The organism is Bradyrhizobium sp. SHOUNA76 (genome assembly GCF_023006445.1).
Taxonomy (GTDB): domain Bacteria; phylum Pseudomonadota; class Alphaproteobacteria; order Rhizobiales; family Xanthobacteraceae; genus Bradyrhizobium.
This window is the reverse complement of sequence record NZ_JALBHA010000212.1, coordinates 1-9,738: the sequence shown is the minus strand read 5'-3', so window position 1 is coordinate 9,738 and position 9,738 is coordinate 1. Positions and strand designations below refer to the sequence as shown.

Annotated in this window: 13 protein-coding genes and 1 pseudogene; 6 read left to right on the top strand and 8 right to left on the bottom strand. The window is 65.1% G+C overall.

Translation table 11 applies throughout. The features are described 5' to 3' along the window. From MOV74_RS21105 to MOV74_RS21090, 4 genes are all read right to left on the bottom strand, one after another. Positions 1–571: GNAT family N-acetyltransferase (locus MOV74_RS21105; protein WP_246926269.1), on the bottom strand; the 571-nt coding region annotated here is incomplete at its 3' end. Then, positions 558–1,595, bottom strand: coding sequence for an NAD(P)-dependent oxidoreductase (locus MOV74_RS21100; RefSeq protein ID WP_246926268.1), 1,038 nt, complete (start codon positions 1,593–1,595; stop codon positions 558–560). The genes MOV74_RS21100 and MOV74_RS21105, both read right to left, overlap by 14 nt. Before the next feature lie 41 nt (positions 1,596–1,636). Continuing rightward, positions 1,637–2,407, bottom strand: coding sequence for an ABC transporter permease (locus tag MOV74_RS21095; RefSeq protein WP_246926267.1), 771 nt, complete (start codon positions 2,405–2,407; stop codon positions 1,637–1,639). Positions 2,408–2,490: 83 nt separating this feature from the next. After that, on the bottom strand, positions 2,491–3,138 hold the full coding sequence (locus MOV74_RS21090; protein ID WP_246926266.1) for a TetR/AcrR family transcriptional regulator: 648 nt from the start codon (positions 3,136–3,138) through the stop codon (positions 2,491–2,493). Positions 3,139–3,238: 100 nt separating this feature from the next. Between MOV74_RS21090 and MOV74_RS21085 the strand changes: the two genes are divergently transcribed. The 5 genes from MOV74_RS21085 to MOV74_RS21065 all read left to right on the top strand — a co-directional run bounded on the left by MOV74_RS21085 (position 3,239) and on the right by MOV74_RS21065 (position 6,904). After that, on the top strand, positions 3,239–4,243 hold the full coding sequence (locus MOV74_RS21085; RefSeq protein ID WP_246926264.1) for an ABC transporter substrate-binding protein: 1,005 nt from the start codon (positions 3,239–3,241) through the stop codon (positions 4,241–4,243). Between the two features lie 454 nt (positions 4,244–4,697). After that, positions 4,698–5,396 (top strand): septum site-determining protein MinC, encoded by a 699-nt coding sequence (gene minC / locus MOV74_RS21080; RefSeq protein ID WP_246926262.1) that lies wholly within the window; start codon positions 4,698–4,700, stop codon positions 5,394–5,396. 21 nt (positions 5,397–5,417) lie between these two features. Beyond that, complete coding sequence (gene minD / locus MOV74_RS21075; RefSeq protein WP_246926260.1) at positions 5,418–6,233, top strand: septum site-determining protein MinD; 816 nt, start codon at positions 5,418–5,420, stop codon at positions 6,231–6,233. After that, complete coding sequence (gene minE / locus MOV74_RS21070; RefSeq protein ID WP_246926258.1) at positions 6,230–6,511, top strand: cell division topological specificity factor MinE; 282 nt, start codon at positions 6,230–6,232, stop codon at positions 6,509–6,511. The genes minD and minE overlap by 4 nt, the downstream gene beginning before the upstream one ends. A 207-nt stretch (positions 6,512–6,718) precedes the next feature. Beyond that, the gene (locus MOV74_RS21065; RefSeq protein ID WP_246926256.1) at positions 6,719–6,904 is read left to right on the top strand and encodes a hypothetical protein; all 186 of its coding nucleotides are present in this window, start codon (positions 6,719–6,721) and stop codon (positions 6,902–6,904) included. A gap of 19 nt (positions 6,905–6,923) precedes the next feature. Here the strand turns inward: MOV74_RS21065 and MOV74_RS21060 are convergent, their stop codons facing one another. Continuing rightward, the gene (locus MOV74_RS21060; RefSeq protein WP_246926254.1) at positions 6,924–7,175 is read right to left on the bottom strand and encodes a hypothetical protein; all 252 of its coding nucleotides are present in this window, start codon (positions 7,173–7,175) and stop codon (positions 6,924–6,926) included. Positions 7,176–7,282: 107 nt separating this feature from the next. Beyond that, positions 7,283–7,672 (bottom strand): hypothetical protein, encoded by a 390-nt coding sequence (locus tag MOV74_RS21055; RefSeq protein WP_246926252.1) that lies wholly within the window; start codon positions 7,670–7,672, stop codon positions 7,283–7,285. Positions 7,673–7,803: 131 nt separating this feature from the next. On the opposite strand from MOV74_RS21055, the gene MOV74_RS21050 reads away from it, so the two are divergent. Then, positions 7,804–8,589, top strand: coding sequence for an SDR family NAD(P)-dependent oxidoreductase (locus tag MOV74_RS21050; protein WP_246926251.1), 786 nt, complete (start codon positions 7,804–7,806; stop codon positions 8,587–8,589). Here the strand turns inward: MOV74_RS21050 and MOV74_RS21045 are convergent, their stop codons facing one another. Together MOV74_RS21045 and MOV74_RS21040 are read right to left on the bottom strand one after the other, a co-directional pair. Next, the gene (locus MOV74_RS21045; protein WP_063194238.1) at positions 8,590–8,820 is read right to left on the bottom strand and encodes a DUF6894 family protein; all 231 of its coding nucleotides are present in this window, start codon (positions 8,818–8,820) and stop codon (positions 8,590–8,592) included. Positions 8,821–9,203: 383 nt separating this feature from the next. After that, positions 9,204–9,738, bottom strand: a pseudogene (locus tag MOV74_RS21040) (hypothetical protein); the annotation flags it as partial.

The following is a 9,738-nucleotide window of genomic DNA, read 5'->3' as shown; positions in this document are numbered from 1 at the left end:
TGCCGTCGCGAACCAGCGCGATGGCGCCGTTCGCGGCGACGATGCGCGAGCCGTAGCGCTGTGCGAAGGCGGAGAGGAGGGCGGTCCGGTCGAAACCTGTGGCCCGCCGGTCCCGCATACGAAGCGCATCGAGCGTTGCGGATGACGATGGCGGCGCTTCGGCTCGCGCAGGCTTTACCAGCTTCAGGCGGCGCAATTGCAGCGTCGGCGTGAACCCCAATGGCCCGTAGACGGCAGCGCCGTCGGGCGTGGCGTCAAGCCAGCTCGTCAGGCCGTTCTGACGCGCCGTCTCCAGGCAGGCATCGACGAGACGCGTTGCCAGGCCACGGCGGCGATGCGGGCCTGATACCAGCACCATGCTGATCCAGGCGTTGTTGCCGGAATAGGGCAGCAGGGCTGCGGTGGCGACAAGTCGCGCACCGTCACGAATGCCGAACACCACGCCTTCACGCAGGAAGACGCGCCAATCGTCCGCGGTCTGGTTCCAGTGCGCCTCCGTCGACAGTACCAGCCCGGCCAGCGCGTCGTCGACGCCGAGCTTGAGGATGGGCGGGGCGTCAGTAGCGGCCATCGCGCACCTCGTATTTGGTGGGCTTGCCGAGGCTCGGCATCGCGCGCGAGACCCAATCCGCGGTCCAGGCGATCAGCTGATCGGTGTCGACGACCGGAAGGCCGAACAGCTCGACCGCCTTAGACGTGTCGGTCAGCCACGCCGTCGGCTCCTCCTTGCCGGTCAGCATCGGCGCGCGGCCGAACCTCGCGCCGAATTTTTCGGCGAGACCGCGCACAGCGAGGATCTCGTGACCGCTGACATTGATCGGCGAGGTCGGGGTGGTGCAATGGGCGAGGCAACGCAGCGCCTGCGCGGACGCATCGCCCTGCCAGATGAAATTGACATGGCCCAGGCTGACGTCGATCGGCGTGCCCGTGAGCACTTTTGTGGCGATGTCGTGCAGCACGCCATAACGCATGTCGATCGCGTAATTGAGACGGAACAGCCGCCCCGGCGTTCCGAACTTATGCGAGAAATACTCGAACATCCGCTCGCGACCGACGCAGGATTGCGCGTACTCGCCGGGCGGGTTCGGCGCCATGTCCTCGGTCGAGCCTTTGCCGTCGACAGGGACGAAGGGATAGATGCAGCCGGTCGAGAACGCCACGATGCGCGAGGACGGGAAGGCCTGGGCCACCAGAGCGGGCACGTGCGCATTCATCGCCCAGGTCAGCGACAGATCGCCCTCGGCGCCGAATTTTCTACCGGCCATGAAGACGATGTTCGGCGCTTTCGGCAGCGATTGGATCGCGCGCTCGTCCATCAGGTCGCAATTGATGGTTTCGACCCCACGCGCGTGCAGCCAGTCCTTCACGCCGGCGTCGCTGAAGCGGGCCACGCCGATGATCCGGCGATCCGGCGCGGCGGCCTTCGCCAACCCTGCCAGCGTCGGGCCCATCTTGCCGGCGACGCCGAGGATCATGATGTCGCCGTCGACCTTGGCGAGGTCGTCGATCAGCGCCTGGCTCGGCCGGCACAGGAGATCGTCGAGCGCAGCGATATCGGGGATGGTCTTCGGCAGCGTCTGGTGTGTGAGCAGCATGGATTTGGTCCTTAGGTCTGCCGTTGTCAGGTCTGTCGTTGTCAGGTCTGTCTTGCGTCGCCGACCACGAACATGCGTTCGAGGGCGAGCACCAGGCCGTAGAGAGCGACGCCCAGCAGCGTGAGCAGCACGACCGCCATCACCATCGCGGGCGTGTCGAGCGAAGACTGCACCTGGATCATGAGGTAGCCGAGCCCGCGCTCGGAGGCGATGAACTCGCCGACGATGGCGCCGGCGACCGCCAGGATGGCGCCGACCTTCATGCCGGAGAAGATGTAGGGCAGCGATCCCGGCAGCTGGATCTTGCGGAACAGCGTCCAGCGCGAGCCGCGCAGCGATTTGACGAGATCAAGCAGGTCAGGTTCGACCTCGCGCAAGCCCCGCGCGGTGGTGAGCAGGATCGGAAAGAAGCAGATGCTGAAGGCGATCAGGATGTTCGGCACGATGCCGTAGGAGAACCAGACGATGAAGAGCGGGCCAAGCGCGACCTTCGGGATCATGTTCAGCGTCACGAACAGCGGCAGCAGCACGAGGCTGAGCAGCGGCGCCCAGCTGAAGATCACCGCGAGCGCGACGCCGACGAAGGCGCCGAGCGCGAAGCCGCCGAGGATCTCGAGCGCCGTCACCAGCGTGTTGCTGCCCCAGGCATAGCCTGCGGTTCCCAGCGTTTGCACCGTCGCGAGCGGCGAGGGCAGGATGAATTTCGGCACGTGGAAGGCATCGACCGCGACCTGCCAGAGCACGAGCACGGCGAGGTGCACGATCAGGATGATCGCAAAGCTACGCGAGGCGCGTGCGCTGTCTCCTGCCACCGATTGCTCCCTGTTGGCGCGGCGACGATGCCGCAAGTCGCAAGCCTAACCGCCCTCAGGGCAAGTTTCAACCAATTGGTTGATTATGGCCGGAGCGACTGCAACACCAGATCGGCGACGTGCCGGCGGCGGGCGCGGCGCTGGGCGCGGCTCGACAGGTCCTTCCCGAAGATCGCCGACAGCGTCGGCGTGTTGGAGAAGAAGAAATAGCTGAGACCTGCAATGGAGATATAGAGTTGGACCGGATCGATCCCCTTGCGGAACACGCCCGCGCGCACCCCCTCGTTGAGGATGTGGGAGACGCTCTTGACCAGCGGGGAATGCATCGCCTCCAGCCGGGTCGAGCCGCGGACGTGGCGCGCGCCGCCGCGGTTCTCGTCGTTCAACAGCACGATGAAATCAGGGTTTGCGGCCAGATGGTCGAACGAGGCTTCGATCAGCCTGCGGATAGCCTTCTCCGGCGGCAGGCCTTCGAGATTGAGCTTCCGCTCCTGCTCGCGGATGTCCTCATAGACCCATTCGAGCACGGCGAGGTAGAGCGCGTCCTTGTCGCCGAAATAGTGGTAGACGAGCTGCTTGTTGACGCCGGCGCGCTCGGCAATCTCGTCGACGCGGGCGCCGGCAAAGCCGTGGCGGGCGAATTCCAGGCGCGCCGCGGTCAGCAGCTTCTTGCGGGTGGCGACGGGATCGCGGCGCTGCGGCACGGTGTCGCCAGATCGTTTTGCGGGCATTTTCAACCAAACAGTTGACAAGTGGAGGGCGGGCTTGTTGCATTGGTATCCTCACAAGGGGAGAGCGACAAGCCGGGTCGCTGGCATGAGGAGAGATGCGATGAAGCGTTTGCAGGCGGCTGTTGTTGCCCTGGTGCTCGGTTCGCCGGCGGTGCCGGCGTGCGCGGGCGAAGCGGTGAACCTGATCCTCAACTGGACGCCGACGGCCGATCACTCGCCGTATTATTACGCCAAGGCGCAGGGCTGGTACGAGAAGGCGGGCATCGACCTCACCATCGAGACCGGCAAGGGCTCCGGCGTCTCCGCCGCCAAGGTCGGCTCCGGCGGCTCGCCGTTCGGCGTCGCCGATCTCGCCACCATGCTGGTGGCCAAGAGCAAGGGCGCCGACACGGTCGCCGTGATGAGCGTCTATGCCAATACCGGCCAGACCTTCTACTGGCTGAAGAGCCACGGCGTGAACGGTGTGAAGGATTTTGCCGGCCACAAGATCGGCAATCCACCCGGCGATGCCTCGCGCGTGATGTGGCCGGCCTTCGCCAAGGCCGCGGGGCTTGCGCCCGACTCCGTCGGCTTCGTCAATGTCGGACCGACCGCGAAGATCGCGGCACTGAAGAGCCACACCGTCGACATCATCAGCGACTTCTACAACGAGCACGATCTGAAGGTGATCGAGTTCGGGCCCGACCTCGGCTACGTCAACTGGAAGGACATCGGCCTCAATCCTTACGGCAATTCGCTGATCGTCAACGGCGCTTACTTGCAGAAGAATCCGAAGGTGGTCGAAGACTTCGTACGCGTCACGCAGAAAGCCTTTGCGGCCTGCGTCGCCGACGCCACGCCGTGCCTGAAGGCGCTGCTCGACCAGGTCTCCGGTCACGACAAGGAGAACCAGGAGCGCCAATGGGAGCGCATCAAGTTCCTGATGACGGACGAGTTCACCACCACCAAGGGTCTCGGCTGGATCGACGGCGAGCGGATGAAGAAGGATTACGAGCTGGTGCAGACCTATCTCGGCATGGAGAAACCGTTTGACGTCTCGACAGCGTTCACGACGAAGATGCTCGACCCCGCCATCAAGATGGATGCGAGCAAGGTGAGGAAGTAGGGGGCTGCTCTCTCCTCGTCATTGCGAGCGCAGCGACGCAATCCTGAGTCTCCCCGCGGAGGCAACCCGGATTGCTTCGCTGCGCTCGCAATGACATTGTTGGTGCCGCGGGCGCCAATCCGTCATCGTCACCCTCCGCGCAATGGCAAAGCCGTTGTCGCTCGGGGTGGCCGCTTCTTCAGCGGCCCTCGAAGGGCGACGGCCGGCTCGCACCTCGGCGGTGCATCCTTTGAGGCTCCCCGTCCGGTGCTTTGCACCGGACGCCTCGCGCCACCAGCGACAATGGCTTCACCATTGCGCGGGGATGAGGGTGGGGGGCGAGCCCGCCGCTAGAGCCTGTTTGCCAGCCCGGCCAACCCATCCCTCCCCACGTAACCCACGGGAAAATTAACCGGCCGTTAACCATATCCGCCGCATCGTTAACCATTCAATAACAGGGAACGAGTCGGCCGCCATGGAGGCTGCAGTCAAACCTCAACGCCAAATGGTGCGCCTGCGCGGGCGCTCCTACGTGGCCTTCGTGTTCACGCCGACGGTTCCGGTGCAGGACTGGCTGCACGAGATCGACGCCACCATCGCGCGCTCGCCGGGCTTCTTTGCCGGCCGGCCCGTGGTGATCGACCTGTCCTCGGTCGATCTGAGTCAGTCCGGCATCGGCCATCTGCTCACCAGCCTGCAGGACCGCAACATTCGCGTGCTCGGGATCGAGGGCGTGGAGGAGGGGCGGCTGACGCCGTCCATGCCGCCGCTGCTCTCGGGCGGGCGGAGCTGCGTGGTCGAGCCGAGCGCGCCCAAGAAGGCCGATGCGAAGACCGAGGCAAAACCGACCTCGCTGTTGCTCGATAGCCCCGTGCGCTCGGGCCAGACCGTGATCTTCCCGGAAGGCGACGTCACCATTCTGGGCTCGGTCGGCTCCGGTGCGGAGGTCGTTGCCGGCGGCTCCATCCACATCTACGGCGCGCTGCGTGGCCGCGCCATGGCGGGCGTGAACGGTCACACCAGCGCACGCATCTATTGCCAGAAGATCGAGGCCGAACTGCTTGCGATCGATGGCTTTTACCAGACTGCGGACGACATCGACGCCGCCTTGCGCGGTAAGCCGGCGCAGGCCTGGCTGCAGGGGAATACCATGCGAATTACAGCACTGAACTGACCAGCAAAGGAGACATTTCAGATGAGTAAGGTACTGGTCGTGACATCAGGCAAGGGCGGGGTCGGCAAGACCACGACGACCGCCGCGCTGGGGGCTGCGTTGGCGCAGCGCGGCGACAAGGTCGTCGTCGTCGATTTCGACGTCGGCCTGCGCAACCTCGACCTCGTCATGGGGGCTGAACGCCGCGTCGTGTTCGACCTCATCAACGTGGTGCAGGGCGTCGCAAAGCTGCCGCAGGCGCTGATCCGCGACAAGCGGCTGGAAAATCTCTGGCTGCTGCCGGCCTCGCAAACCCGCGACAAGGACGCGTTGACGGAAGAGGGCGTTGGCAAGGTCATCGACGATCTGCGCGGCCGCTTCGACTGGGTGATCTGCGACAGCCCGGCCGGCATCGAGCGCGGCGCCTCCATGGCGATGCGCTTTGCCGACGAGGCCGTGATCGTCACCAATCCGGAAGTCTCCTCGGTGCGCGATTCCGACCGCATCATCGGCATGCTCGATTCCAAGACGGTGCGGGCCGAGAAGGGCGAGCGCGTCGAGAAGCACATTCTCATCACCCGCTACGATGCCTCGCGCGCCGCGCGCGGCGAGATGCTGACCATCGACGACATCCTCGAGATCCTTGCCACGCCCTTGCTCGGCATCATCCCCGAGAGCCAGGACGTATTGAAGGCTTCCAACGTCGGCACGCCGGTGACGCTGTCGAATGCGGACGGCGCACCCGCACGGGCCTATATGGACGCGGCGCGGCGGCTGTGCGGCGACACCGTGCCGATGCAGGTTCCGGCCGAGCGCAAGCGCTTCATGGATCGTCTGCTGCGACGGAGGGCTGCATGAGCATGGGTCTGCTTCGACTTCTCCGCGGCAAGAAGGCCTCTGCACCCGTTGCACGCGAACGGTTGCAGATCCTGCTTGCGCATGAACGCGGCATGCGCGGCCAGCCCGACCTGCTCGGCGTGCTGCGCGAGGAAATTCTCGCCGTCGTGTCCAAGCATGTCACGCTGGATCCGACCAAGGTCATCGTCCGGCTCGAGCGCGGTGACGAGGTGTCGACCCTCGAGGTCGATATCGAGGTGCCCAACGATTTGGAGCGCAAGCGCGTGGCGGTCGCGTAGGGGACGCGACCGACGACGACCCATTTGGGGTGGGTGAGAAGGCGGTCCGCTGGGCATAGCGGGCCGCCTTTGTCGTTCATGTCACTCTCGTTCCCGGGCTTGCCGATGTGATCGACGACGGGCGGAACGGGACTTGCGGCGAAATCGTTGTCGAAGACCGCGGAGAGCCGAGCCACGTCCCGCGGTTTCGTTAGACGGAGAGCGTCCATGATGTCCGAGGTCCAGATTCATACCGTTGCGCGGCAGATGCTCGAACAGCACGGTTTTGCTGCGATCGCGAAGGCCGCCGAGCAGGCCCAGGCCTGCGAGGGCCGCGGCGAGGGCGATGAGGCCAGGGAGTGGCGTCACATCGCCGACGCCATGAAGATCATACGTGGGCCTCACCAGAGCTGACCACCGGATAGGAAGAGCTTCAGCGTTCCTCGCGATCCGGCCCCGGTGACCGGGATCGATGCTGGGTTTGCGGCTGACCGCGCTCGCCTGTCTCCTTGCACGGGAGCTGTTCCCACGATCCGTCCGGCGCCTGCTGATAGGCGCTGCACGAAGACGATGAGGTCGTTTTGTCTTCGGCCTTTTGGGCGTCGGAATTCTTTGCCTGTGCCGGGGCGGCCAGCGCTGCGCTCACCGCGAGCACGCTGGCGACAACGAGATGCGTAATCCGCATTGGGCTTCTCCTGTGCGAAGAAGCCCGCATGCTGGCGAGGAATGTGACGATTTTTGGCCAAGCGCAGGCTCCGTCGCGGCGTGCTTAACGCCGCGACGGCCGGCTTGTTAGCCACCCTTGGCGCGGATCAGGCCGGCGAGGTTGGTCTTCTGGGCCTCGCACCAATTGGGCATGCCGAGGCGGCGCTGGTTGAGATCGGTCGCCTGGGTGGCCACCGCGACCTCGGCCATCAAATCGTCGTCCTGCTTCTCGCCCATCTTGCCGCCGGTGTGCATCCAGGCAATCGCCTTGCGCACCTTCTCGGTGGTGCCTTGGGGCAGGTGCATCTGCTCCGCCTTCTGCACCAGGTCCTGGTAGGCGACGTCCGTGCCTGGGCATTCGACCTTGGCGGCGAAGGCCTGCAGGACCAGCGTGACGTAGGTCGAGCGTGGGTGGTCCTCGGCCTGGGCCGGAGCGGCGATCAGCAACAGGCCGGCGATCAGCAAACCGTAGCGCATCCTTAGGTATCTCCTCCGTTTTTTTGAGAGGCTAGCGTCCAGCGGGCCGCTCGGCAATGGTGCTGGGGCGAATTTGTCGCTTCCCACTGCGGTGCGCTATCGTCGCCCGAAATCCGGCCGCGGAGAGCGACATGAGCCTGTTTAGCACGCCGTTCGATCCAGCCCGTGACACAGCACTCGTCACCGGCGCGGGCAACGGCATCGGCCGCGCGATCGCGCAGGCCCTGGTTGGCGAGGGCGTCCGGACCGTGTTCGCCGATGTGAACGCCGAGCGGGTGACCGCCGCGATCAGCGCCAGCGCGAAGCCTGAACTGGCGGTGCCATGGGTCGGCGATCTCGCCGAGTTGGATGCGTGCGACGCACTGCTTGCCGCCGCGGACGCAGCGTTGGGCGAGATCACGCATTTGGTCCACAGCGCATCGCCGCCGCGGCGGGAGGCCGATCATGCGCTCGCGGTCGATCGCAGGGTCTGGCAGCAGATGCATGCCGTCAATCTCGATGCCGGCTTTCACCTGGCGCGCGAGCTCGCAAAGCGGCTGATCGCAGCGAAGCGGCCGGGCTCGTTCCTGTTTCTCACCTCGCTGCATGCGGGCACGCCGCGCAACCTGCCGCACTATTCTACGGCGAAGGCGGGGATGGCGATGCTGGTGAAGGAGCTGGCCAAAACGTTTGGCCGCTATGGCATCCGCGTCAACGCGCTGGTGCCCGGCGCGATCGCGGCCGGCGGGTTCGTTGCGGATCCTGCGCTGGCGCGACACATTCCGCTCGGGCGTCTCGGCGAGGCCAACGACCTCGCACCGATGGCGCTCACGGTGCTGTCGAACAAGCTCTCCGGTTACGTCACCGGTGCGGCCTTCGTCGTCGACGGTGGATTGTCGCTGACGAACTGGTTCGAGCCGCCGTCCTTTGATGAATAGTCAGCGTCGCCAGGCCGGCACCGGATCGAGCGGTGTCCGATAGAGCTCGTTGTCGTCGCGATCGGTGACGCGCACCGCGCAGCCTTTCTGTTGCAGCTCCGGCTTGACCTGCGACAGCTCGGTCGCCAGTTGATCGGCGCGATCGGAGGCGACCTCGATATCTTCGAGAATGATTCCGCCCTGGTTCCTGAACTCTTCACCAACCACAAGATCGAAAGAGTAGTAAGGCATCCGAATTCCCCGATGTGAGGAGCTGAGCTTCGGTGGAAGTCTCAGCGCATGTCAGATGGTACCACTGAGTCGATACCTGGCGCATGAACGGCCGCGCAATCTCTGTGCTTATGGCGCAGAAATGATGTGCAGCATGTGGGAGCATTAACATTTAATTAAATATGTCGGCATGATCATGAGGGCATGGAATTGCAGCAGAACCGGGCTCCGGGAACCGGCAGCTGCAAGAGAAGGCCGCCGGCATAGATCCCGACGGCCTTTTCTCTTGAGCGCAAGATGACCCGCGCGCCGCTTTCCGTAATTGCCCGGACTCAACGTGTGGCATCGACTCGGACAGCGTACGCGACGTCGTAGCAGCGCACCGCGTTGTTGCGAGTCCGGTGCTAGCGCAACGGCATCGGCGGACGCACGATTGGTCCGTCGTCATCGGCAACGGCTTGAGTCGTGGTGACAGGTGCGGCCTGTGGCGGCGGCATCGCGGCAGCCTGCGAGGGCGGCGGCGGAGGTGCGAGCGGCGCAGGCGAATAAGCCGGCATGTAAGTGTGCGACACGGCCGGTTTCGGTTTGCGAACCGGGGCCGGTGACGGAGCGCGTGGCGGGACCGCAGCAGTGCGTGCGCGCGGATCGACAGGCTTGACCTCAGCTGTTGGCTTCGGCGCGGGCGGCTTCGCCATCTCGCGCGCCATCTGCTCCTGTCCGGCCTTCAACTCGGCGATGTTGGCCTTGAGTTGCTCGATCTGCTGTGTCATCGCGGCGAGGTCGCGCGTCATCGATTGCACCGACTGTACGGCATCGGACGACGGTGTTGCCGCAGGCGCGGCGGCTGCAACCTGGGTCGCAGGCGGCGCTACAGGTTGATCGGCCGTTTGATCGACCGCTGCTTGTACCGCAGGCGGGGCAGCTTGCTCCACGGGCGCT

What these genes read in the sequence shown, in the direction of transcription:
- MOV74_RS21045 (WP_063194238.1), bottom strand. Translation starts at nt 8,820, where the DNA reads ATGCCTTACTACTCTTTCGATCTTGTGGTTGGTGAAGAGTTCAGGAAC.
- minD (WP_246926260.1), top strand. Translation starts at nt 5,418, where the DNA reads ATGAGTAAGGTACTGGTCGTGACATCAGGCAAGGGCGGGGTCGGCAAG.
- MOV74_RS21055 (WP_246926252.1), bottom strand. Translation starts at nt 7,672, where the DNA reads ATGCGCTACGGTTTGCTGATCGCCGGCCTGTTGCTGATCGCCGCTCCG.
- MOV74_RS21085 (WP_246926264.1), top strand. Translation starts at nt 3,239, where the DNA reads ATGAAGCGTTTGCAGGCGGCTGTTGTTGCCCTGGTGCTCGGTTCGCCG.
- MOV74_RS21050 (WP_246926251.1), top strand. Translation starts at nt 7,804, where the DNA reads ATGAGCCTGTTTAGCACGCCGTTCGATCCAGCCCGTGACACAGCACTC.
- MOV74_RS21090 (WP_246926266.1), bottom strand. Translation starts at nt 3,138, where the DNA reads ATGCCCGCAAAACGATCTGGCGACACCGTGCCGCAGCGCCGCGATCCC.
- minC (WP_246926262.1), top strand. Translation starts at nt 4,698, where the DNA reads ATGGAGGCTGCAGTCAAACCTCAACGCCAAATGGTGCGCCTGCGCGGG.
- MOV74_RS21060 (WP_246926254.1), bottom strand. Translation starts at nt 7,175, where the DNA reads ATGCGGATTACGCATCTCGTTGTCGCCAGCGTGCTCGCGGTGAGCGCA.
- MOV74_RS21065 (WP_246926256.1), top strand. Translation starts at nt 6,719, where the DNA reads ATGATGTCCGAGGTCCAGATTCATACCGTTGCGCGGCAGATGCTCGAA.
- MOV74_RS21100 (WP_246926268.1), bottom strand. Translation starts at nt 1,595, where the DNA reads ATGCTGCTCACACACCAGACGCTGCCGAAGACCATCCCCGATATCGCT.
- minE (WP_246926258.1), top strand. Translation starts at nt 6,230, where the DNA reads ATGAGCATGGGTCTGCTTCGACTTCTCCGCGGCAAGAAGGCCTCTGCA.